This window comes from Azospirillum brasilense, from assembly GCF_022023855.1.
Taxonomy (GTDB): Bacteria; Pseudomonadota; Alphaproteobacteria; order Azospirillales; family Azospirillaceae; genus Azospirillum; species Azospirillum brasilense_F.
In genome coordinates this window covers 1,214,603-1,237,798 of the sequence record NZ_CP059449.1, presented here as the reverse complement: position 1 = coordinate 1,237,798, position 23,196 = coordinate 1,214,603, and the positions used below count along the sequence as shown (strand labels likewise).

Genomic DNA, 23,196 nt, shown 5'->3' with positions numbered 1-23,196 from the left:
GTCCGACGCCGCTCGATCTCAAACCTGGCTTGCTCAAACCTGGCTTGCCGGGTCCGGACGCGGCGCCGGCACGCCGACCCGTTCCGCCGGAAAATGGAGGGAGGCCCGCAGGCCGGCCCCCGCCGCGCCTTCCAGCAGCAACCGGCCGCCATGCGCCTCCATCAGGCTCTTCACGATGCTGAGCCCCAGCCCCGATCCCTGGAAACGGCGGGTCGCGCCGTCCTCCGCCTGATAGAACGGCTGCGCGGCCTTTCCAATCTGCTCCGGCGTCATGCCGATGCCCTGGTCCTGCACGGCGATGACGAAGCCGCCCTGCGGGTCCAGCCACGCCTGCACCTCGATCGCCGACGGGGCAGTGCTGAACTTCACCGCGTTGGACAGCAGGTTCAGCATCATCTGCCGCACCGCCCGCTCGTCGGCCTGAAGCACCGGCCAGACCGCCCCCGCCGCCGTCCGGATCGTCCGGCCCCGCCCGGCCTGGGTGCCCAGCACCGTGGCGATGGCGGTGCCGACCACCTTGCGCGGGTCCACCGAATCGAAGGTCAGGTTGGCGTGGCCCGACTCCATCTGGGCGACCGTCAGGATGTCGATAACCAGACCCAGCATGTGCCGGGCGCTGGTCAGGATGTAGCCCGCATACTGGGCGTGCTCCCGCTGGGCGTTCTCCCGGCGGGTGGTTTCCTTCGTGCTGCCGGACGGGACGGCGGTGGCGCGGCCGCCGCCGCCGATGTCGCCGTCTTCGCGGATCAACTCGGAAAAGCCGATGATCGCGTTCAATGGGGTGCGCAGCTCGTGGCTCATGGTCGCCAGGAAGCGGGTCTTGGCCTGGCTGGCCTCCTCCGCCTGGGCGATGGCCGTTCGCAGGGCGCCGGCCATCGCCTCCATCCGGTCATGCGCCTTCCGGATGGCCCGGTTCTGGATCAGCAGCACCGTGATGAACAGAACGCCGCAGACCGCCAGACCGGCCGACAGCATGGAGAACAGCCCATGCAGATAGAGCAGATGGTCGTGCCCCTCGTCCACCAGCTCCCCGCCGAACTGGGAGGCGACGGAGGCGAAGGCGTTCAGTTCGCGGTCGACGGGCTCCAGAACCGCCAGGGCGGCCAGCGCCTTGTCCGCCGGCGGCAGCGGCCCGGCCAGGATCGTGCCGACGCTGTTCAGCGCCTCCTCCAGCCGGGCCACCGTGCGGCGATGCTGCGGGTAGCGGTCCATGAAGAGGGAGGCCTGTCCCCGCCCCAGCACGGCGATGCGGTTGCGGACGATGTCCAGGCGGAGCTGCACCTCGTCCGCGTCGACCTTGGCCCCGGGAAGCGCACTGGCCAGGATGCGCTGCTCCAGCCGCGTCACCTCCCCCACCGTCTGGCTGGCGGCCCAGGCGAAGTTGTAGGGCGCGGCGCCCCGCAACGCCTCGCCGTAATTCACCACCAGCAGCGACAGATAGGCGGCCGCTAGGCCGAACGCGCCGGTCAGGATCGCCAGCCAGAGCCCAATGCGGCGCGTACGGTCCTCCGACGCCCAGCCCAGCAGGCGGGACAGCCGCGAGCTTCCTTTCGGCGCGGTCTCGGTCGGCGGACTCACAAGGGCTGCCTTCACTTCACGGTCAGCCGGGCGACCTGCCAGACCGAGCGTGCGAAATATTTCTGCCGGTTCGCTTCCGGATCATGGTCGAAATCATAGACGATGAACAGCGGCCCCTTGTCGCTGACCGGCATGTAGGCCCCGTCGCGCTTCAGCGCCAGGATCACCTTGCGGTTCCGCACGTCGTCCATGGGGATTTCGCCGGTGTAGTCGTTCAGCGCCGTCGCGGTCAGCGTTTCGCCGCGCGCCTCCACACGCTCCATCAGGCGGGCGAGCGGCACGCCTTCGAAGGTCACCGGCTCCTTGTACCAGGGGGTGGCGGTGGTGAAGGACACCATGCCCAGCGCTTCCAGCATGGGACGGTCGAAGACCGCCGCACCGTCGCGGTTGGTCGCCCCAATCTGCCCCGACACGACCAGAATCGGCTTTTCCGTCGGTTCCGGCAGCGTCCCGGCGCTGGCCGCGCCGGCAAGTACAAACAACGTCAGGGCGACAAGACGGCAAACAACTCTATCCACCATATCGGCTAACCGTCCGCTATTCGGCCATGCAACCTTTATCATGATTGCATTCTACGAACGATCCAACGAAAATTCTGTAAAAATCAGCCGCCGAATTTTCACATACGGAAAGGTGTATCGAAATTCGTTCATATTTGTCCCGTGAAATGATCAACCCGCAACGATCCGGCATCATTGTTTCCGCCTGGATTTTCACATCTTCTCCATGCACATCCCGCCCGACGGAACGCTTATGGACGCATTGATTCCGGTTTCGGCCGCCCCGCTGCCGCTGGACGGCTACATTCTGGGAATCGGAACGAACGTGGAACCCGATCGGAACGCGGCACGGATCGCGGCCCGTCTGGCCGACCTGTTCGGTTCCGTCCTGGTCAGCCGCTTCTACCGCACGGCTCCGGTCGGCATGACGAGCGCCCACCCCTTCGTCAATTACTGCGCCTATGTGCCGAGCGCGCTGGACCCCTCCTGCTGCAAGGGGCTGTGCGTGGGTGTCGAACTGGCGCTGGGCCGCGACCGCGCCCACCCCTGCTGCAAGACGCGCGACCGCCCTGCCGACATCGACCTGATCGGGCGGGTGAACCGCTCCTTTCCGGTGGACAGCTTGGCGGCCCTGCGCCCGGACGCCTATCTGGCCGTCCCCTTCGCGGAGATCGCCGCTCTGCTCGCCGGGCGCCCCGTTCCGCCACCGCAGGGCGAGTTGTGCGCCGCCGTTCTGCCGGGTTGCCGCGACGGCTCCCCCCGGTTAGGCGAGACGCCGGCCACCGTCCACCGCGACGACGGCGCCGGTCTGATAGTGGTTCCGGAGGATGGCCTCCACCGCCATGCCGATGGCCTCCACCCCGCCCTCCTCGCCGAGCAGAGTCTCTGACAGCACGCGCGCCCGCGCCTCGGGGCCGTGCCACTCCTTGAACAGGATCGGCCCCGGCTGGACGACGTTGACCTTCACCTTGGGCGCCAGCCGTTTGGCGAAGGACAGCGCGAGGTTCTGTAGCCCGGCCTTGCTGGCGCAATAGGCGTCGAAGGCCGGGTTGGGGTTGTCGGCATAGATGTCGGTGATGTGGACGATGTCGGCCCTTCGCGCCGAACCGGCGTCCAGCAGCGGCGCCAGTTCGCGGTTCAGCGCGAAGGGCGCGCGGACATGAACGGCGTGGAAGACATCGAGCTGCCGCAGCGCGTCCGCGGTGTCCGCCGCCGTCACCTCGAAGGACGAGGCGTTGTGGATCACCGCCCGCAGGCTGGCCGCCACGCCCCGCACGGCATCGGCCAGCCGCGGCCCGCCGTCCGGATCGGCCAGATCGCCTTGCAGACAGACCGCCCCGGCCGCGCGCAGCCGCTCCACACCGTCGGTAGGCGTGCGGTAATGGGCGACGACGGGGTGCCCCAGCGCCATCATCCGCTCGGCCAGATGCAGACCGACGCGGCGACCCGCGCCGGTGACGAGAACGGCGTCCTGCAACAGGGATGCGATCATGGGAAGGCCTTCCATCAGATTGCGGGGCCAGCAGGCTGCGGAACCGGTCGCGGAAGGAGGTGGTGACCCCGGCTGGACTCGAACCAGCTGCCTACGGTTTAGGAAACCGTCGCTCTATCCAGATGAGCTACGGGGCCACGGCGCTGAACATAGCGGCTCCGCCGCGACTTGCCAACCGTCCGTCTCGGGACGGCCCGTCGGGACGGCCGACCGAAAAGGTCACCGCCGGCACCGGCGCGGCACGTGGCGCGGGCGGCGAATCCGCTGGGCTTGGGCACGCCGCTGCGTATACTGCGCCCATGGCACGCATGCTTTACCTGCGCGACATCGAGGTCGATGTGCACGTCCGTTGCCGCGCCTGCGGCCACGAGGGCGTGTTGCCGCGCGCGGACATGAACCGGCGCTTCGGACCCAACTACCCGGTCCTGTCCATCGCCCCCCATTACCGCTGCTCGCGCTGCAATTCCCGCGACACCGAAAGCCGCCCGGCGCCTCCGCCCTTCGCAACGCCGGTGACGGCGATGACCATGGAGGAGGACGCCCCGTCCTTCGCCGCGCCGCTGGCCGCCCTGCAAGGGCTGCTCGACGCGGTGCGGACCCGCGGCGACGCGATGGGCGAGCCGGAGGCGGAGGACGCGGCCCCGGCCATGCGGGCGCCGATCCCCTTCCCCGCCGCTCAGCCCGAACCCGACACTCTGGCAACGGATCTGGAACTGGAACGGTTGGCCGCGGACGGTGATGCCGCTCCCGAGTCGGGCCGGCGCCCGTTGTGGGAACCGGTGTCGCTCGCCGATCTCGCCGGCCACGAGGATGACACGGCGGACACCGCCGAGCGGGACGCCGACGGGACGGAGTGGGACGACGACGAGGACTGGAGCCCGCGCCGCTGGACACTCGTGGACCAAGATGCGGACGAGGATGACGGTGAGGGCGAGGGCGACGAAGCGGATCGGGTCGAGGGCCTGCCGCCGGCTCCGCCCGCCCGGCAGAACCACCCGGCGGTCGAGGACGATGCGGACGGCGAGGCCTCCCGCTCCTTCGACCGCACCATCGCGGCGCTGCGCAGCATTCTAGATGGCCGCGGCGACGGTGCTCCGGCTGTGGATGTTGCGTCCCCACCGCCAGCCTTTTCGATCGAGGACGACGCCGGCAGAACCAATGCCCGGAAGGCCGATCCGGACGATGACGACGACGACGCGGAGCCGTCCAACGATGACATCCTGGGCTTCGCCATCCGTGATCCGGACAAGGCCCCGCCGCCGTGGGAGCGCCCCCGGGAGCGCGACCCCGCGCCCACCGGCAGCGAACCGCTGGACCGCACCATCGCCGCCCTGCGCAGCATGGTCCAGAAGGCCGCCGCCGACCGTGATGAGGACGAGGACGACCGCGACAGCGGCGTGGTGACTCCGCTGTTCGGCCGGTCGGGCAAGCCGGCCGACGACGTCGATGTTGATCGTGATGACGACGGTCCGGAGGACGACGAAGCGGAGGACCAGAAGGCCGACGCCGACGATGCCTTTTGGAACCGCAAGGGCGCGGATACAGCGGATAGGGACAACGAACCCGACGAGGACGGCGCCCCTGTGCTGCGCAAGTCCGCCCAGGAACAGGAGATGGAAGAGGCGTTGCGCGCCCTGCGCGCGCTCGTCGAAGCGGAAAGCGATCTGGACGACCCGCCCCACCCGGCCTGGAAAAGCGAGGCGCCCACCCGCCCCGACGCGGACGCCTTGCCCGGCTTCAAGCCGCTGCCGCGCCGCGCGGCGGAGCCGGAAGCGGAGGCGGACGATGCCGACGAGCCTCTGGACCTCGTTGAGCCGGTCCCCAAGAACGCGCCGCAAAAGCCCAAGCCCGACTCCATCAGGCCGGCGGAAGGCAACGAGTCCGGCAAGAGAACCGCCAAGGACGATTCGGGCACGCTCGGCAAGACCCTCGCCGCGCTGCGCAACATGCTGGAACTGGACGGCAAGCAGGGGCGCTGAGCCCCCCGCTTGCCCGGCCCTTCGAATCAGCCGTTTTCCGCCAGGACCGTGCCCGCCAGATAGAGCGAGCCGCAGATCAGCACGCGGGCCGGCCCTTCGACCCGTCCCTTCAAATCCTCCAAGGCACCGCTGACATCCGCCGCCGCCGCGCTGTCGGCGATGCCGCAGGCGCGCGTGGCCGCAGCGGTGTCCTCCGCCGTCAGCGACGCCTCCTCGCCGGGGATGGCGACGGTGCGGGCGGCGGTGACGAAGGGCGCCAGCGGACCCAGGAACTCCCGCGGCTCCTTGCTCGCCAGCATGCCGTAGACCAGCAGCAGCGGCCGTTGCGGCTCCTCCTCCGCCCAGCGCGCGGCCTGGATCGCCAGAACCTCACCCGCCGAGTCGTTGTGGCCGCCGTCCAGCCACAGCTCCCAGCCGGCGGGCAGGTGGTCGGCCAGCGGGCCGCGGGTCAGCCGTTGCAGACGGGCGGGCCATTCCACGGCGGCAAGGCCGCGGCGCACCGCCGCGTCATCCACTGCCTCGGCCACCACGGCCGGCAGATGGTCCAGGCAGGCCAGCGCCACCCCGGCGTTGATGATCTGGTGCGCCCCGGCCAGCCCCGGCAGCGGCAGATCGATGCGGCGGCGGGCGCTCTCGAAGCGGAAGCCGCCCTCGGTCGGGGTGACCGACCAGCCGGCAACCGGCGCGCCCACCGTCTCGGCCCGGATGGCCAGGGTGCGGGCGGCCTCCTCCGCGGGCTGCGGGAAGATCACGGCGGGGACGCCCGGCTTGAAGATGCCTGCCTTCTCGCCCGCGATGGCCTCCAGCGTGTCGCCGAGGAACTGGCGGTGGTCGTAGGAGATGCGCGTGATGGCGGTGACCGCCGGGCGGTCCACCACGTTGGTGGCGTCCAGCCGCCCGCCCAGCCCGGTTTCCAGCAGCACCACGTCCGCCGGTTCCCGCGCGAAGGCGAGCAGGGCGGCGACCGTCGTCACCTCGAAGAAGGTGATGGGCCCGCCGCCGTTGGCGGCCTCGCATTCCTCCAGCAGGGCGGCCAGCCGGTCGTCGTCGATCAGCGTGCCGGCCAGCCGGATGCGTTCGTGGAAGCGCACGAGGTGCGGCGAGGTGTAGACATGCACCCGCAGCCCGGCGGCCTCCAGCATTGCCCGCAGAAAGGCGAGCGTGGAGCCCTTGCCGTTGGTGCCCGCCACATGGACCACCGGCGGCAGGCGCCGCTCCGGATGGTCCAGCGCGGCGAGCAGCCGGTGCACGCGGTCCAGCGACAGGTCGATGACCTTGGGATGCAGGCTCTTCAGCCGGTCGAGAACCGGATCGGCGAGCGACATCGCGGGATCAGGCCGGCTGCTCGGAGCCGGTCCTCTCGGCGCCGGCCCTTTCGGCGCCGGCCTGGGTCGGCGTCTCGTCGGCGGCCTCGGCCTGGCTGCGCGGCTCCTCCGCCTGGACGGCCGCGACCGGCAGCGCTTCCGTCGCGACGGCCAGGACCGGCTGCATCAGCAGGGTCAGAACGCGCGACAGGGTCGGGCGCAGGTCGCGGCGATGGACGACCATGTCCACCATGCCGTGCTCCTGGAGGTATTCGGAGCGCTGGAAGCCCTCCGGCAGGGTCTCGCGGATCGTGCTCTCGATCACGCGGGCGCCGGCGAAGCCGATCTGCGCGCCCTTCTCGGCGATGTGGATGTCGCCGATCATCGCGAAGGAGGCGGTGACGCCGCCGGTCGTCGGGTCGGTCAGCACCACGATGTAGGGCAGGCCGGCTTCCTTGACCATCTCCACCGCGATGGTGGTGCGTGGCATCTGCATCAGCGACAAGATGCCTTCCTGCATGCGCGCCCCGCCCGAGGCCGGGACGACGATCAGCGCCGCCTTCTGGGCGATGGCGGTGCGGGCGGCGGCCAGGATGCCCTCGCCCACCGCGATGCCCATGGAACCGCCCATGAAGCCGAAGTCGAAGGCCGCGACGACCGCCGGTTGCCCGCCGATCAGGCCGGAGCCGACGACGATGGCGTCATGGCGGCCCGTCTTGGTCTGGGCCTCCTTGAGGCGGTCGGTGTAGCGCTTCTGGTCGCGGAACTTCAGCGGATCGACCACCGACTTCGGCAGCTCCACCGACTGGTAGTCGCCCTCGTCGAACATCGAGGCCAGCCGCTTGATCGGGTCCAGCCGCATGTGGAAGCCGCAATGCTGGCAGACGTTGAGGTTCTCCTCCAGATCGCGGTGGAAGAGCATCGCCTCGCAGCTCGGGCACTTGTGCCAGAGGTTGTCGGGAACCTCCTTGCGGGCATAGAGGGCGCGGATCTTGGGACGGACGTAGTTGGTAAGCCAGTTCATCGAATTCTTCCTGATATCCCGCTCGGCCGACGCACTCAGACGCGCGCGCCGCGCACGCCGCCGGCCAGTTCCCGGACGAAGCCCAGCACATCCTCGGCCAGACCCGGACGGGCCTTGCCGTCCGCGTCCAGCCCGCCGGCCAGCCGCGTGACGATGGCCGAGCCGACCACCGCCGCGTCGGCGACGCGGGCGACATCGGCCGCCTGCTCCGGCGTCTTGATGCCGAAGCCGACCGCCACCGGCAGGTCGGTGTGACGCTTCAGACGCTCCACCGCGGCACCCACCGCGGCGTTGTCGGCGCTGGCCGCGCCGGTGATGCCGGCGATCGACACGTAATAGACGAAGCCCGAGGTGTTCTGGAGAACCGCCGGCAGGCGCTTGTCGTCGGTGGTCGGCGTCGCCAGCCGGATGAAGTTCACCCCGGCCTTCAGCGCCGGAATGCACAGCTCCTCATCCTCTTCGGGCGGCAGGTCGACGACGATCAGCCCGTCCACCCCGGCCTCGATGGCGTCGGCCAGGAAGCGGTCCACCCCATAGGCGTGGATCGGGTTGTAATAGCCCATCAGGATCACCGGCGTGTCGGCATCCGTCGCGCGGAAGCCGCGCACGAGGTCCAGCGTCTTGCGCGCCGTCGTCCCGGCGTGGAGCGCGCGCAGGCTGGCCGCCTGGATCGCCGGGCCATCGGCCATCGGGTCGGAGAAGGGCAGCCCCAGCTCGATCAGGTCGGCGCCGGCGGCGGGCAGGCCGTGCAGGACGGCGCGGCAGGTCTCCAGATCCGGGTCGCCCGCGGTGATGAAGGTGACGAGGCCGGCGCGGCCCTCCGCCTTCAGCGCGGCGAACCGCCGGGCGATGCGGCCATTGTCAACAGCGACACTCACAGCTTCACTCCCAGATGCTGGGCGACGGAGAAGATGTCCTTGTCGCCGCGGCCCGACAGGCAGAGCACCATCAGGTGGTCCTTGGGCAGTTTCGGGGCGCGCTTCACGATCTCCGCCAGCGCGTGCGCCGATTCCAGCGCGGGGATGATGCCCTCGGTGCGGGCGCAGAGCTGGAAGGCGTCCAGCGTCTCCTGGTCGGTGGCCGAGACATACTCGACGCGCCCAATGTCGTGCAGCCAGCTGTGCTCCGGCCCGACACCCGGATAATCCAGGCCGGCGGAGATGGAGTGGCCTTCCAGGATCTGCCCGTCCTCGTCCTGCAGCAGGTAGGTGCGGTTGCCATGCAGAACGCCGGGGCGCCCGCCGGTGATCGAAGCGGCGTGGGCAAGCGGTCCCTTGTCGATGCCGTGGCCGGCGGCCTCGACCGCGACCATCTGCACCGACGGGTCGTCGAGGAAGGGATGGAACAGGCCGATGGCGTTGGACCCGCCGCCGACGCAGGCGACGAGGCTGTCCGGAAGGCGGCCCTCCAGCTCCTGCATCTGGACGCGCACCTCGTCGCCGATCACCGACTGGAAGTCGCGGACCATGGCGGGATACGGGTGCGGGCCGGCGGCGGTGCCGATCAGGTAGTAGGTGTCGGCGACGTTGGTGACCCAGTCGCGCAGCGCCTCGTTCATCGCGTCCTTCAGCGTCCGCGCGCCGGAGGTCACCGGAACCACCTCGGCCCCCAGCAGCTTCATGCGGAAGACGTTGGGCTGCTGGCGGGCGATGTCGGTCTCGCCCATGTAGATGACGCAGGGCATGTCGAACAGCGCGCAGACCGTGGCGGTCGCGACACCATGCTGGCCGGCGCCCGTCTCGGCGATGATCCGCTTCTTGCCCATGCGGCGGGCGAGCAGGATCTGGCCGATGCAGTTGTTGATCTTGTGCGCGCCGGTGTGGTTCAGCTCCTCGCGCTTGAAGTAGATCTTCGCGCCGCCGAGCTTCTCCGTCAGGCGTTCGGCGTAGTAGAGCGGGTTCGGGCGGCCGACATACTGCTTGAGCTGCTCGCGGATCGCGCCCTCGAAGGCGGGATCGGCCCGGGCCTCGCGGTAGGCTTTCTCAACCTCAAGGATCAGGGGCATCAGCGTCTCGGCGACGAAGCGTCCGCCATAGATGCCGAAATGCCCGCGCTCGTCGGGACCGGAACGGTAGGTGTTGGGTCTGGTCATGGCCTGGGAAACTGCCTGAAGCGGGCCGCGCGGCGCCCGGAAGGCGCCACCATAGCGGCGGATCGCCCGGATTTGAAGCGTTCGCCGAACCTTTCGCCGAACATGCCCACAACATGGGAAAAGCCGCGGCGAAGGCAATGAGGCAATGCGGCATGGCCGGCCAAGCGGCATGGCGGAGCGCCGCCGCCCGCCGCCCGCCTCACCCGCCCTCATCCCCCAAGCGGCGGGGCGTAGTGCAGGCCGCCGTTCATCCACAGCCCGTTCATCCCGCGGTCGATGCCCAGCGGCGAGGCGGCGCCCAGATGGCGGTCGAAAATCTCGCCATAGTTCCCGACCTGCGTGACCACGCGGAAGGCCCAGTCGTCGTCCAGCCCCAGCCCCCAGCCGACCCCGGTGGTGGCCCCGAGGAGGCGCCGCACCTCCGGATCCTCGGCCTCCTCCTTCAGACGCGGGGCGTTGGCGGCGGTGATCCCCTTCTCCTCGGCCAGGACGGTGGCCAGGAACACCCAGCGCACGACGTCGAACCACCGCCGCTCGTCCGGGCGGACCATCGGGCCCAGCGGCTCCTTGGAGATCGTCTCCGGCAGGATGACGTAGTCGTCGCGCTCGGGGGCCTTCAGCAGGCGCTGGGCGTGCAGCCCGATGCGGTCGCTGGTGTAGAGGTCGCAGTGATGGTTGAAGAAGGCTGACAGCGCCCCCTCGGTCGAGCGCACCGGCTTCAGGCGGAAGCGCACGCCGGTGCGGGCCATCCAGTCCTCCAGGTTGCGCAGGGTGGTGGTCTGCTCGATCACGCAGACGGAAGCGCCGGGCGGCAGATCGGACAGGCGGGCCACGCCTTGGGCGCGGTGCGCGATGAATCCCTGGCCGTCGAACAGGTAGACCGCCGGGAAGTCGATGCCGAAGGTGGCGTCGCGCTGCAGGGTCCAGGTCGTCCCCTCCATCACCACGTCCACCTCGCCGTTGCGCAGGATGGCAAAGCGGTTCTCGGAGTTGGTCTCGACGAACTCCACCCGGTCGGCCTTGCCGGCGATGGCGGCGGCCAGCGCCCGGCACATGTCCACGAAGAAGCCGCGCCAGTTGCCGCTGTCGTCCACCGCCGCCAGACCGGCGCCGCTGGACGACACGCCGCAGCGCAGCAGCCCACGCTCCCGCACGTCCTCCATGGTTTCGGCCCGCGGACCGCCGGATGGCGCGGACACCGCCGCCAGAACCGCGGCGACCACCGCGGCGCGCGCGAAAGACCGGACCAAGCCCATCGACCATCCCTCTTTGCCGCCCACGGATCAGCTTTGGTCCGGCAACCGGCGCGGGTCAAGCCCGCCCGGCGCTCCCTTGCCCAGCGCCCCATTGCCCAGTGTGCGATTGCGACGCGGGGGTGTGAATTGCGCCCGGTCGATTGCCCGTGTTATCTCAAGCGGACGACAAGAATCGAGGGACGGGCATGCGGCTTCCCCGGCTGGGCGTGGCGTTTCGCATCCTGGCGGGTCTGACCGTGATCGCCGGCCTGACCGCCGCCACCGGCGTGGTGGCCGTCTCCCTCTTCGGCCGCTTCCATGAGGGGTTCGAACAGATCGCCACGGCCAAGGTGCCGGGCCTCGTCAACGCCTCGCAGCTGGCCCAGCAGAGCGGCACCCTGGCCGCCAACGCCCCGGCCCTGGTGGCGGTGCAGAGCCAGTCGGTGCGCGAATCGGTGATGGCCCGGCTGAGCGACCAGATCGCCCTGCTGGAAGACCTGATGAACCGGCTGCGCGACCGCGGCACCGACGTGGCCGACGTGGCCGAGCTGCAGCGCCGCAAGAACGAGCTGATCGCCAACCTGATGACCCTGAACACCCAGGTGGAGCGCCAACTCGCCGCCGCGGCGGAGACGGGCGGGCTGGTCGGCCGCCTGATGCAGCTGGCCGAACGCATCCGCAACGCCGAGGAAGCGCTGCGGGACAAGGCCACCGTCCCCCGGACCCTGGAGGAGTGGGAGGAGGCCCGGGGCGTCGAACGGCGGATCGACCTGTGGACGGCGGAGGCGCAGCACGCCGTCCTGCTGATGCTCGCCGCCTCCCGCGCCGACCACGAGGCGCGGGTGGACCGGCTGCGGCAGGACTACCGCGCCGCCATGGACCGCGCGGCGGAGGTCGTGGCCGCCCTGCCCCCCGGCGCCGCCTTCGACCTGGAGCCGCTGTACCGGGAGCTGGAGGCGCTGGGGCTCGGGGAACACAACCTGTTCAACAGCCGCCTGACGGAAATCGGGCTGGCCCGCGCCATCAAGGGCTCCATCGCGCGCAACCAGAACGTCTCCGACCAGCTGGTCGGCGCGGTGTCCGATCATTTCCTGGCCATCGAGCAGGACATCGCCGCCCGCTCCGGCGAGTTCGAGCGGGTGATCCGCGACGGCAAGAACGCCATCCTGGCGATGGCCGTGGTCTCCATCCTCGGGGCCCTCGGCATCTTCCTCTACATCCACCGCAACGTGGTGCGGCGGCTGCGCGGCCTGCAGACGGCCATGGCCGCGTCGGCCGCCGGGCGGTCCGTCGCCATCCCCATCCACGGGCAGGACGAGATCGCAGACATGGCGCGCGCCCTGCACTATTTCGTCGCCACCATCCGCTCGCGCGAGCACGCCCTGTCGGACAGCGAGCGCCGCCTGCGCGCGATCCTGGAGCAGAGCCCGGTCGGCGTGTCGATCGGGCGGCCCGACGGCTCGGTGGCCTTCGCCAACGCCCGCGCGGCGGAGCTGGCCGGGCTGCCGCCGGACGCCTTCGTCGGGCGCCGCCACGCGCTGGCCCTGCCCGGCGCCACCCTGCAGGGACGCGCCCTGCCGCAGGACGGCCCCGGACTGGTCGCCCGCGACGTCGAGGTGGCGGTGGACCGGCCCGACGGCAGCCGCGTCTGGGCGCTCCAGACGCTGCAGCGCACGGAGTTCGAGGGGGAGCCGGCGATCCTCGCCTGGAGCTACGACATCACCGGCCGCAAGCGCGCCGAGGAGGATCTGCGCCACGCCAAGGAGCAGGCGGAGGTCGCCGCCCGCTCCAAATCGGAATTCCTGGCGACCATGAGCCACGAGATCCGCACCCCGATGAACGGCGTGCTGGGCATGCTGGAGCTGATCGCCCTGACCCCGCTGGACGCCGAGCAGACCGAACTCGTCACCACCGTGCGCGACAGCGCGACGGCGCTTCTGCGGATCATCGACGACATCCTGGACCTGTCCAAGATCGAGGCGGGCAAGCTCGACCTCGACGAGATGGACCTCGACCCGCGCGAGCTGGTGGAGGGGGTGGCGGAGCTGCTGGCCCCGCAGGCCCACCAGAAGGCGCTGCTTCTCGTCTGCGACCTCGACCGCAAGGTGCCCACGGCGGTGCGCGGCGATCCCGGACGGCTGCGCCAGATCCTGTTCAACCTGACGGGCAACGCCATCAAGTTCACCGACGCCGGCCGGGTCGTCCTGCGCACCCGGCTGGAGCCGTCCGACGCCGGGTCGGACCGGCTGCGCCTGCGCTTCTCGGTGGAGGACACCGGCATCGGCATCAGCGGCGCCGGCCAGGCCCGACTGTTCCAGCCCTTCAGCCAGGCCGACAGCTCGACCACCCGCCGCTTCGGCGGCACCGGGCTGGGGCTGGCCATCTGCGCCCGTCTGGTGGAGATGATGGGCGGGCGCATCGGTGTGGAGTCGGCGCCGGGCTGCGGCGCCACCTTCTGGTTCACGGTCGATCTGGCCCCGGGGGACCCGCGCACGGTCCCCGGCGACGACACCGACCTGACCGGCCTGTCCATCATCGTGGCGGACCCGGACCCGGTGCAGCGCGCCGTTCTGATCCGCGCGCTGGAGGACAAGCGCGCCGCCGTCGCCGACGCCACGACGGCGGACGAGGCGGTGGAGTTGCTGACGATGGCCGACGCCGACCTGCTGGTCCTCTCCGACGGCCTGCTGGAGCACCATCCCGACGACGCGCCCGGCGCGCCCAACCCGCGGCTGTCGGCGCCGGCGGTGCTGGCCCGCGTCGTCGCCGCCGGGGTCCGCCCGCCGCCCACGCTGCATCTGGTGGACGGGCGGGAGCAGGCCGGCGACTGCCCGTCGGATACCGACGAGGACGGCGCGCCGTCCGCCGGACAGCCGCCGCGCCACGACCATCTCGGCCGCCCGATCCGCCGCGACGCCCTGTTCCGCCGTCTGGCCGCTCTCGCCGGGCGCGCCGTTCCCCCGGATCGCCACGCCGATTCCCCGCTTGCCGTGACGGATGGTGGTCCGGCGGCCATCAACCCGGCGATCAACCCGGCGGCGGCTCCGCCGATAATCCTGGTGGCGGAGGACCATCCGACGAACCAGCAGGTGATCCTGCGCCAGCTCCGCCAGCTCGGCTTCGAGGCCGATCTGAGCGGCGACGGGCTGGAGGCGCTGACCGCCTGGCGGACGCGGCCCTACCGGCTGCTGATCACCGATTGCCACATGCCGCGCATGGACGGCTACGAGCTGTCGCGCCAGATCCGCAGCGCCGAGGCGGCTCCCGACCCCGAATCGGCATCCGGTCCGGTGGCCGCTCCCCGCCCGCGCACCGCCATCATCGCCATGACCGCCAACGCCCTGGCCGGCGAGATGGAGCGCTGCACCGCCGCGGGGATGGACGACTACATCGCCAAGCCGGTGACCCTGAGGCAGCTCGCCGCCGCCCTGAACCGGGCGCTGGGCGAGGGCAGCGCCGCCGCCCCCGACGAGCCGCCCGCGGCGGAACCCGCCGCGACGGCGGAGCAGACGCTGGACCTCGACCATGTCCGCACCACCTTCGGCGGTTTCGACGCGGCGTCGCTGGACATGCTGGATTTCTTCCTGGAAACCACCCGCCCCCTGCTGGACGAGGCCGCCGCCGCCCTGCAACGGTGCGACCTGGAGGCCGTCCGCGGCACCGCCCACACGCTGGCCGGGGCGGCGCGCACGGCGGGGGCCAACCGGCTGGGCCGTGCCGCGTCCGCCCTGGAACTCGCCGCCCATTGCGGCGACCCGGACGGGGCCGGGCACGCCCTGGCCGCGGTGTGCGCCGCCTACCCGGCGGTCGAAGCGGCGATCCGCGCCCTGCGGATCGGAGAAGCGGTTTAGCCGGGAGAAAGGACCGCACCACCCCGAAAGTGGCACCACCGCCGGCCCGCCTTGCTCCGCCGGGAGGCGTGGACTAGTCTCACCCGCGTGAGTGTCCTGACCCGATCATACGCCTTCGCCGCGCTGGGGCTGGCGGTGGGAGTCGGCCTGATGGCCGGGCCCTCCGGCTCGCCCGCCGTGCTGGGCTTTGCCGGCGTCCTCGGCGCCGCCGGGTTCGGCGGACTGTTCTGGACCGGCAGGGAGCGCCGCCGCAGCGACCGGCTGGCGGCCGATGTGGCGCGCCTGGAGGCCCTGCTGGCCGCCTCCCCCCACCCCTGGTGCGCCTGGAGCGCCGATGGCGCCGTCAGCGCGGCGCCGGGCTGCGCCGGGCTGCTCGGTGCCGCGCTCGGCCAGGACATCGCGGGCGCCTTCGCCGACACCGACGCCCCTCGGGTCGCTGAGGCCATCCGCCGCCTGCGCGGCGGGGGCGAGGGCTTCCGAATCGAGGCCACGACCCGTGGCGGGCGGCGCCTGCTGCTGAGCGGGCGGCGGGCCGGCGGGCTGTCCGAAGGAACGGAAGGCGCCGGGCACCGGGACGCCGGACACCAGAACGTCGTCTGGCTGGAGGACATCACCGACCGTTGCACCGAGCGGGAGACGCTCACCCGCGAACAGCGCGACGCCGAATCGGCGCTGGCCGAGCTGCGCGCGGCGGTGGACGCCCTGCCGTTGCCGGTGTGGCTGCGCGGCGCCGGGCAGACGCTGTCCTGGTGCAACCGCTCCTACGCCCGTGCCGTGGATTCCGACCCCGCCGCCGTGCCGGAAAGCGGCAAGGAGCTGAGCGACGCCGGGCGCTCCCTGGCGCAACGCGCGCTTCGCAGCGGGGTCGCCCAGTCGGAGCGGGTCTCCACCGTCATCGGCACCGAGCGTCGCCTGCTGGAGGTCACCGAGGCCCCCCTGCCCGCCCCCGACGGCGGCGGCACGCTGGTCGTCGGCTACGCGCTGGACGTCACGGCGGTGGAGGAGATGCGCGGCGAACTGAGCCGCCATCTCGCCGCCCATGGCGAGGTGCTGGAGCGGCTGGGTGCGGCCATCGCCATCTTCGGTGCCGACACGCGGCTGACCTTCTTCAACCAAGCCTACGCCCGGCTGTGGGACCTGGAGGAGTCCTGGCTGCGCAGCCAGCCCACCCACGGCGAGATCCTGGAGGAGCTGCGCACCCGCCGCCGCCTGCCCGAATACGCCGACTACCAGAGCTACAAGCGCGAGCGGCTGAGCCGCTACACCCGCCTGCTGGAGCCGGTCGAGGAGCTGATGCACCTGCCGGACGGCACGACTCTGCGCAGCCTCGCCGCCCCCCACCCGCTGGGCGGGCTGATGCAGATCCTGGAGGACGTGACCAACACGCTGGCCCTGGAATCCTCCTACAACACGCTGATTGCCGTGCAGCAGGAGACGCTGGACAATCTGGCCGAAGGCATCGCGGTGTTCGGCGGCGACGGGCGGCTGAAGCTGTCCAACCCGGCCTTCGCGCGCGTCTGGGACCTCGACGACGAGGACCTGCTGGGCGAGCCGCACATCTCTGGCCTGTTCGAGCGGATGCGGCCCTTTCTGGAGAACGGCGGCGACTGGGACAGCCTGAAGGACGAGATGATCGGCGCGACCCTGGAGCGCGCCGTGCGCTCGGGCCGTCTGGAGCGGGCGGACGGGTCGGTGGTGGAGTTCTCCACCCTGCCGCTGCCCGACGGGGCGGTGCTGAACAGCTATCTGGACGTCACCGACAGCGCCCGGCTGGAGCAGGCGCTGCGCGCCTCCAACGCCGCGCTGGAGGCGGCCGACCAGCTGAAGAGCGAGTTCATCGCCAACGTCTCGCACCATCTGCGCAACCCGCTGAACGGCATCATCGGCTTCGCCGAGGTGCTGGCGAACCAGTATTTCGGGGAACTGAACCCGCGCCAGATCGAGTATGTGAAGGGCGTGCTGAACGCGGGCGAGCGGCTGCTGGAGCTGATCGACGACGTGGTCGACATGACCAGCCTGGGGGCCGGGGTGACCACGCTGGACCGCGGCACCGTGGACGTGCCCGACCTGCTGGAGACGGTGGGCGAGCTGACGCGCGAATGGGCGCGGCGCGAGGGGCTGCGCCTCGACCTCACCGCCCCGTCGGCGCTGGGCGAGGTGGAGGGCGACGAGCGGCGGCTGAAGCAGGCGCTCTTCACCCTGGTCGTCGGCGCCATCCGCCACCCGCCGACGGACCGCCGCATCCAGCTGTCGGGGGAGCGGACCGCCGGCGCCCTCGTGCTGACCGTGGGCAGCGGCGCCGGGCCGGGCGAGGCCGCCCTGCCCTCGCGCTACGACCGCAACGACCCGCGCGGGGCCGCGGCGCTCGGCCTGTCGCTGGTCCGCAACGTCATGGAGCTGCACGGCGGGCGGCTGGAGGTCGAGGAGTGGCCGGGCCACGGCACCCGCTTCCGTTGCGTCCTGCCGCTTCCGCCCACCTCCGATCCAAAGCTCTCCTGATCCGAAGCCGTCAGCCCTGGCCGCGCCTCACGTCCCGGAAGGGCTCGGCGCTCCCGCCATGCGGCGAGGTGACGGACTCGGCCGCCGACACCGGACGGTCGGTGGTGATCAGCCGCGCGCCGCGCTGGTAGGTGGCCCAGCGCCACAGCCACTGCATGGTGACCAGCATCCGCTTGTGGAAGTTCACCAGCAGATAGACATGGACGATCGCCCACAGCACCCAGGCGAACCAGCCCTTCAGCTTGCGCGTCCCGAAATCGAAAACGGCGGCGCTGCGCCCGACGATGGCGGTGTTGCCGCGGTTGCGGAAGCGGAAGGGCTCCAGCGGCTGGCCGCGCAGCAGGCTGGCCTCCAGCCCGCCGCCGAGATGCTCGCCCTGCTGCTTGGCGACCTGGGCCAGACCGGGCAGCGGCGTGCCATCGTCGCCAGCCAGCGCCGCCGTGTCGCCCAGCGCGTAGACGTCCGGCACGCCCGGCACCGACATGTCGGCGTTGACCGGGATGCGCCCGCTGCGGTCGGTCTCCACCCCCAGCCAGGAGCCGGCGGGCGATGCCTTGACCCCGGCGCCCCACACGATGGCCCCCGCCGGGATGAAGCGCCCGCCGACCGTGGCGCCCTCCGGCGTGATGCTCTCCACCGCCTGCCCGGTCAGCACGACGACGCCCAGCTCCTCAAGCTTGCGGCGGGCGTACTGGCCGAGGTCGTCGGGGAAGGTGGACAGGATGCGCGGCCCGGCCTCGACCAGCAGGACGCGGGCGGTGCGCGGGTCGATGCGGCGGAAGTCGCGGGCCAGCGTGAAGCGGGCCAGCTCGGCCACCGCCCCGGCCATCTCCACGCCGGTGGGGCCGCCGCCGACCACGATGGTGGTCATCAGCGCCTTCTGCCGGGTCGGGTCCTCGCACATCTCGGCCTGCTCGAAATTCATCAGCAGCCGGGCGCGGATCCGCCGGGCGTTCTCGATGGTCTTCAGGCCGGGGGCGATCTCCGCCCAGTCGTCGTGCCCGAAATAGCTGTAGGAGGAGCCGGTGGCCAGCACCAGCCGGTCGTAGGGGACGAAGCTGCCGTCGGCCAGCTCCACCCGCTTGGCCGCGCGGTCGACACCGGTCACCTCGCCCATCACCACGTCGATGTTGGGGTGCCGGCTGACGATGCGGCGGATCGGCTCGGCGATGTCGGCGGGCGACAGGGCGGCGGTCGCCACCTGATAAAGCAGCGGCACGAACAGGTGATAGTTGTTCCGGTCGATGATGGTGACGCGGATGTTCGTCCCCCCCAGGGCCTCCGCACAGGCCAGTCCGCCGAACCCCGCGCCGACGATCACGACATGGGGGCGGCTGTCCACGGGCGAGGGGGTGCGGTCGATCTGCGGCACGGCGATGGTCTCCGGTCAAGACGATCCTGCACCGATAACCAGCGATGCCCCGCCGATGTTGCGGTGCATTCCGGAACCTAAACATAGACCACCGTTGCCTCCACCCCGGCCCTCCCCCGCTTCGCAGGGGAGGGAGGGGATCGCGAAGCGGCGGCAGTCCCCTCCCCTGCGCAGCTCTCGCGCAAACCACAGGTTTGCGCTGACGCGACAGGCGGACCTTCGGTCCGCCGAGAGCGGGGGAGGGCTAGGGTGGGGGCAACGTTTCCGAGACCTATGCCTAGGCGAGGTCCATGAGGCTCACCGTGGCAGGGTCACCGTCACCCGCAGGCCGCCTTCCGGGCGGTTCGCCAGCGCGATGTCGCCGCCGTGGCCGCGCACCACCGTGCGGGCGGTGGCCAGCCCCAGCCCCACCCCGCCGGTGTCGCGGGAGCGCGAGCGCTCCAGCCGGTAGAAGGGGGCGAAGACCTTCTCGAACTCGGCCTCCGGGATGCCGGGGCCGCTATCCTCGATCTCCACCCGCAGTTCCCCGTCCGCGGGCCGCAAGCGCACGGTCAAGCCGCCGCCATAGGCGATGGCGTTGTCCATCAGGTTGGCAAAGGCGCGGCGCAGAGCCACCGGGCGCCCGTCCACCGTCGCGTGCGCCGGCCCCTCGTAGGCCGCCTCGTGACCGGCGTCCACGCGGTCGTCACACAGACTCTGCAACAGGTCGGCGAGGTCGAGTGGGCCGCGCGGCTCGTGCTTGGCGTCGTCGCGGGCGAAGGCCAGCGTGGCGTTGATCATCGCCGCCATCTCGTCGAGGTCGGCGAGCATCTTGCGCTGCATCTCCGGGTCCTCGACCAGTTCGGCGCGCAGGCGCAGGCGGGTCAGCGGGGTGCGCAGATCGTGGCTCATCGCCGCCACCATCTGCGTGCGGTCGGCGACAAAGCGGGCCAGACGCGCCTGCATCCGGTTGAAGGCGCGGGTGGCGGCGCGCAACTCCTGGGGGCCGGCTTCGGGCAGGGGCGGTGCCTCGCCGTCCACGCCCAGCCGCTCCGCCGCGTCGGCGAAGCGCGCGATGGGGGCGGTCATGCGGCGCGCCGTCCAGACCGAGACCAGAGCCACCGCCCCGACGATGCCGGCCATCCACAGCGCGAAGCGCAGCAGCCGGAACGGCCCCTCCAGCGGGTCGCCGCCGACGAAGGTCAGCCAGGACCCGTCCTTCAGCCCCACCGACAGCCGGACATCGGTGCCCCAACGGTGCTCGTCCACCGGGAAGGGGCCGGGCATCGGGCGTTCCCGCCGGACCTCGACCACCACGGCGCGGTCGGGATCGTCCAGTTCGCCACGGATGGCGCGGCGCAGCCGGTCGAAGGGAAAGCCCTCGCGCTGGTTGGCGAAGCGCGGCGTCTCGGGATTCCAGTCCACCCGCAGCACGGGGTCGTCAATCGCTTTGACCAGCCGCCGCCGCTCCTGCGGCGGGGTGCTCTCCACGAGCTGGACGATGGCGGTGACGCGCTGGACGAGGACACGCATGCTGTGGGCCGGCGGTCCCGGAGGGCGGTCGGTCAGATAGACCAGCGCGCTGACCGCCTGGGTCAGCAGCAGCGCCAGCACCACGGTCAGCACCAGCCGCGAGGCGATGCTGTCCGGCAGCCAGCGCCGGGCCACCAGCAGGCGGCTCTTGCGGGCTGTCTCCATCTCAGCCCCCCGTCACCGCCGGGGTGAACAGATAGCCGCCGCCGCGCACCGTCTTGATCATCGTGGGATCGGCGGGATCGGGCTCGATCTTGCGGCGCAGGCGGCTGACCTGCACGTCGATGGAGCGGTCGAAGGGCACCGCCGAGCGGCCGCGCGCCAGATCGAGCAGCTGGTCGCGGGTCAGCACCCGCTGCGGATGCTCCACGAAGGCGACCAGCAGGTCGTACTCCCCGGCGGAAAGCTGCACCAGCACCCCGTCGGGCGAGCGCAGCTCCCGCTTGGCGAGGTCGAGCGTCCAGCCCTCGAAGCCCAGCGTCTTGCCCGCCGCACCGCCGGCCACCGGCGGGCCGGAGGCGCGGCGCAGCACGGCCTTGACGCGGGCCAGAAGCTCGCGCGGGCTGAAGGGTTTCGCCAAATAGTCGTCGGCGCCCATCTCCAGCCCGACGATGCGGTCCGTCTCCTCGCCCATCGCGGTCAGCATGATGACCGGCGTCTGCACCGTGTCGGGGGCTGCGCGCAGGCGGCGGCACAGGCTCAGCCCGTCCTCCCCCGGCATCATCAGGTCGAGCACGATCAGGTCCACGCGCGCGCTGTCCAGCGTGCGCATCATCTCCACCCCGTCCTTGGCCCCGGTGACGCGGAAGCCGTGCCGCGTCAGGAACTGCGACAGGAGGGTGCGGATTTCGCGGTCGTCGTCGACCACCAGCAGGTGAGGGGTGCGGTCCATGGAACGCATGATCCGACGCGCGGGCGCCGGGGTGAAGAAGAAATGTGTAACGCCACGTTACGGGGAGGCTGGCTGTTACACAGCGTTACCAATTCACGGAAGGCCGGACATCAACCGGATACGTTGCCGGCCCATCATCGGGGTCATCGGGAACGCAAGACCCCGTCGATAACAAGGAGCATCCCCATGAAACGCGCTATGATGACCACCGCCGCGCTGGTTCTCGGCCTCGGCCTCGCCGTGCCGGTCTTCGCCCAGCAGCAGCCGGGTCCCGGCGCCGGCCCTGGCCCCGGTCCGGACGGCGGCCGGCATTTCTCCCGGATGTGCGAGGATCAGGACGCCCGGCTGGCCGGCATGCTGGCCTACGCCGAGAAGAAGCTGAACATCACCGACCAGCAGCGCGCCGCCTGGACCAAGTTCGTCGACGCCGCGAACGCGAGCCAGAAGCCCACCCAGGACCTCTGCGCCAAGTACAAGGACCAGCCGATGCCCGCCGCCGCCCCGGCCCGGTTGGAGCGCATGGAGGCCATGATGTCGGCCCGCCTCGCCCAGCTTCAGCAGGTGCGCCCGGCGCTGACCGACCTCTACGCCCAGCTTACCCCGGACCAGCAGAAGCAGGCCGACCGCTTCCTCGACCGCGCCGGGCACGGCATGATGGGCGGTGGCATGGGTGGTCCGGGCATGCGCCACCACGGTCACGGCCCGATGCACGGCGAAGGCCCCGGCCGCGGTCCGGGTCCGGGTAATGGCCCCCGCGGCGGCTGATCTCATGCCTCCCGTCAGCCGCTGACGGAGCGGGCCGCCGGTACCCCCGGCGGCCCGTTTCCGTTCTTACTCAGCGCCGGGAACGCCCTTGGAGGTCGAGTATTCGAAGTGCAGCGCCTCGCCCGGATGGACCAGCGGGTGGATGGCGTGGGCCGCCTGCGCGGCCTCGGAGAAGCCGCAGAGGATCAGCTTCAGCTTGCCGGGGTAGGTGGCGATGTCGCCGATGGCGTAGACGCCGGGGGCGCTGGTGGCGCAGCCGGGCAGGCTGACGCCGATGTGGCTGCGCTCCAGGTTCAGGCCCCACTCGGCGATCGGCCCCAGATTCATCGACAGGCCGAAGAAGGCGAGCAGCGCGTCGGCCGGCAGGTCCTTCTCCTCGCCGTCCAGCGTGGCGACGCGCACGGCGGAGAGCTGGCCGTTCCCGCCGACCAGACCGGAGAGCTGATAGGGCACCACCATCTCCACCTTGCCCTCGCGGACCAGGACGTCCATGCGGGCGACGCTTTCCGGGGCGGCGCGGAACTTGGGCCGGCGGTGGACGACATAGACCTTCTCCGCCACGTCGGCGAGCGACAGCGTCCAGTCCACGGCGGAGTCGCCGCCGCCGGCGATCACCACGCGCTTGCCGGCGAAGTCCTGCTTGCGGCGGACCATGTAGAAGACCGACGTGCCCTCATACTGCTCCAGCCCGTCCAGCGGCGGGCGGTTGGGGCCGAAGGCGCCGCAGCCGGCGGCGATGATCACCGCCTGGGTGTCGATCCGGGTGCCGATGCTGGTCTCCACCAGCCAACGTCCTTCGTCCGTCCGGGTCAGCTTCTCGACCTGCTGGCCGAGATGATAGGTCGGGTTGAAGGGGGCGGCCTGCTCCGCCAGCTTGTCGATCAGGTCGGCGGCCTCGATGGCCGGGTGGGCCGGAATGTCGTAGATCGGCTTTTCCGGGTACAGCGCAGTGCACTGCCCGCCCACCATGTCCAGCGCGTCCACCACATGGCATCGCATCTTCAGCATGCCGCATTCGAACACGGCGAAGAGACCGACGGGGCCGGCGCCGACGATGACGACGTCGGTGCGATGGACGGTGTGCGACATGGGACGCGCTGC

At 71.2% G+C, this 23,196-nt stretch carries 16 protein-coding genes, 1 tRNA gene and 1 pseudogene; 5 read left to right on the top strand and 13 right to left on the bottom strand.

Features of this window, described 5'->3' with window-relative positions; all coding sequences use genetic code 11:
* Nucleotides 1–33: 33 nt before the first annotated feature.
* Nucleotides 34–1,578 (bottom strand): sensor histidine kinase, encoded by a 1,545-nt coding sequence (locus H1Q64_RS05890; protein ID WP_237904759.1) that lies wholly within the window; start codon nt 1,576–1,578, stop codon nt 34–36.
* 11 nt (nt 1,579–1,589) lie between these two features.
* On the bottom strand, nt 1,590–2,060 hold the full coding sequence (locus H1Q64_RS05885) for a molybdopterin-dependent oxidoreductase (RefSeq protein ID WP_237904758.1): 471 nt from the start codon (nt 2,058–2,060) through the stop codon (nt 1,590–1,592).
* A gap of 244 nt (nt 2,061–2,304) precedes the next feature.
* Between H1Q64_RS05885 and H1Q64_RS05880 the strand changes: the two are divergent.
* Nucleotides 2,305–2,670: pseudogene (locus tag H1Q64_RS05880) on the top strand (2-amino-4-hydroxy-6-hydroxymethyldihydropteridine diphosphokinase); the annotation flags it as partial.
* Nucleotides 2,671–2,841: 171 nt separating this feature from the next.
* Here H1Q64_RS05880 and H1Q64_RS05875 read toward each other — a convergent pair.
* Together H1Q64_RS05875 and H1Q64_RS05870 are read right to left on the bottom strand one after the other, a co-directional pair.
* Nucleotides 2,842–3,570 (bottom strand): SDR family NAD(P)-dependent oxidoreductase, encoded by a 729-nt coding sequence (locus tag H1Q64_RS05875; RefSeq protein WP_237904757.1) that lies wholly within the window; start codon nt 3,568–3,570, stop codon nt 2,842–2,844.
* 60 nt (nt 3,571–3,630) lie between these two features.
* Nucleotides 3,631–3,707, bottom strand: a tRNA-Arg gene (locus H1Q64_RS05870).
* Between the two features lie 162 nt (nt 3,708–3,869).
* On the opposite strand from H1Q64_RS05870, the gene H1Q64_RS05865 reads away from it, so the two are divergent.
* Nucleotides 3,870–5,549, top strand: coding sequence for a hypothetical protein (locus H1Q64_RS05865; RefSeq protein ID WP_237904756.1), 1,680 nt, complete (start codon nt 3,870–3,872; stop codon nt 5,547–5,549).
* Between the two features lie 26 nt (nt 5,550–5,575).
* On the opposite strand, the gene H1Q64_RS05860 is transcribed toward H1Q64_RS05865, so the two are convergent.
* From H1Q64_RS05860 to H1Q64_RS05840, 5 genes are all read right to left on the bottom strand, one after another.
* On the bottom strand, nt 5,576–6,874 hold the full coding sequence (locus H1Q64_RS05860) for a bifunctional folylpolyglutamate synthase/dihydrofolate synthase (RefSeq protein WP_237904755.1): 1,299 nt from the start codon (nt 6,872–6,874) through the stop codon (nt 5,576–5,578).
* A 7-nt stretch (nt 6,875–6,881) separates the two neighbouring features.
* A complete protein-coding gene (accD, locus tag H1Q64_RS05855) occupies nt 6,882–7,877 on the bottom strand; it encodes an acetyl-CoA carboxylase, carboxyltransferase subunit beta (RefSeq protein WP_237904754.1) in 996 nt (331 codons plus the stop codon).
* A gap of 35 nt (nt 7,878–7,912) precedes the next feature.
* Nucleotides 7,913–8,755: a tryptophan synthase subunit alpha gene (gene trpA, locus H1Q64_RS05850; protein WP_237904753.1), complete on the bottom strand. Its 843-nt coding sequence runs from the start codon at nt 8,753–8,755 to the stop codon at nt 7,913–7,915.
* Nucleotides 8,752–9,969, bottom strand: coding sequence for a tryptophan synthase subunit beta (gene trpB, locus H1Q64_RS05845; RefSeq protein ID WP_014238652.1), 1,218 nt, complete (start codon nt 9,967–9,969; stop codon nt 8,752–8,754). The genes trpA and trpB overlap by 4 nt, the downstream gene beginning before the upstream one ends.
* 209 nt (nt 9,970–10,178) lie before the next feature.
* On the bottom strand, nt 10,179–11,219 hold the full coding sequence (locus H1Q64_RS05840) for an amino acid ABC transporter substrate-binding protein (protein ID WP_237904752.1): 1,041 nt from the start codon (nt 11,217–11,219) through the stop codon (nt 10,179–10,181).
* Between the two features lie 191 nt (nt 11,220–11,410).
* Here H1Q64_RS05840 and H1Q64_RS05835 point away from each other — a divergent pair, with 191 nt between their 5' ends.
* Together H1Q64_RS05835 and H1Q64_RS05830 are read left to right on the top strand one after the other, a co-directional pair.
* On the top strand, nt 11,411–15,055 hold the full coding sequence (locus H1Q64_RS05835) for an ATP-binding protein (protein WP_237904751.1): 3,645 nt from the start codon (nt 11,411–11,413) through the stop codon (nt 15,053–15,055).
* Between the two features lie 87 nt (nt 15,056–15,142).
* Nucleotides 15,143–17,554 (top strand): PAS domain-containing sensor histidine kinase, encoded by a 2,412-nt coding sequence (locus H1Q64_RS05830; protein WP_237904750.1) that lies wholly within the window; start codon nt 15,143–15,145, stop codon nt 17,552–17,554.
* 10 nt (nt 17,555–17,564) lie between these two features.
* Here the strand turns inward: H1Q64_RS05830 and H1Q64_RS05825 are convergent, their stop codons facing one another.
* The 3 genes from H1Q64_RS05825 to H1Q64_RS05815 form a co-directional block, all read right to left on the bottom strand.
* Nucleotides 17,565–18,926 (bottom strand): NAD(P)/FAD-dependent oxidoreductase, encoded by a 1,362-nt coding sequence (locus H1Q64_RS05825; protein WP_237904749.1) that lies wholly within the window; start codon nt 18,924–18,926, stop codon nt 17,565–17,567.
* Nucleotides 18,927–19,223: 297 nt separating this feature from the next.
* Nucleotides 19,224–20,603, bottom strand: coding sequence for an ATP-binding protein (locus H1Q64_RS05820; RefSeq protein ID WP_237904748.1), 1,380 nt, complete (start codon nt 20,601–20,603; stop codon nt 19,224–19,226).
* Nucleotide 20,604: 1 nt separating this feature from the next.
* The gene (locus tag H1Q64_RS05815) at nt 20,605–21,330 is read right to left on the bottom strand and encodes a response regulator (RefSeq protein ID WP_237904747.1); all 726 of its coding nucleotides are present in this window, start codon (nt 21,328–21,330) and stop codon (nt 20,605–20,607) included.
* A 186-nt stretch (nt 21,331–21,516) separates the two neighbouring features.
* On the opposite strand from H1Q64_RS05815, the gene H1Q64_RS05810 reads away from it, so the two are divergent.
* Nucleotides 21,517–22,095: a Spy/CpxP family protein refolding chaperone gene (locus H1Q64_RS05810; protein WP_237904746.1), complete on the top strand. Its 579-nt coding sequence runs from the start codon at nt 21,517–21,519 to the stop codon at nt 22,093–22,095.
* A 66-nt stretch (nt 22,096–22,161) separates the two neighbouring features.
* On the opposite strand, the gene H1Q64_RS05805 is transcribed toward H1Q64_RS05810, so the two are convergent.
* Nucleotides 22,162–23,184 (bottom strand): NAD(P)/FAD-dependent oxidoreductase, encoded by a 1,023-nt coding sequence (locus H1Q64_RS05805; protein ID WP_237904745.1) that lies wholly within the window; start codon nt 23,182–23,184, stop codon nt 22,162–22,164.
* Nucleotides 23,185–23,196 lie beyond the last annotated feature (12 nt).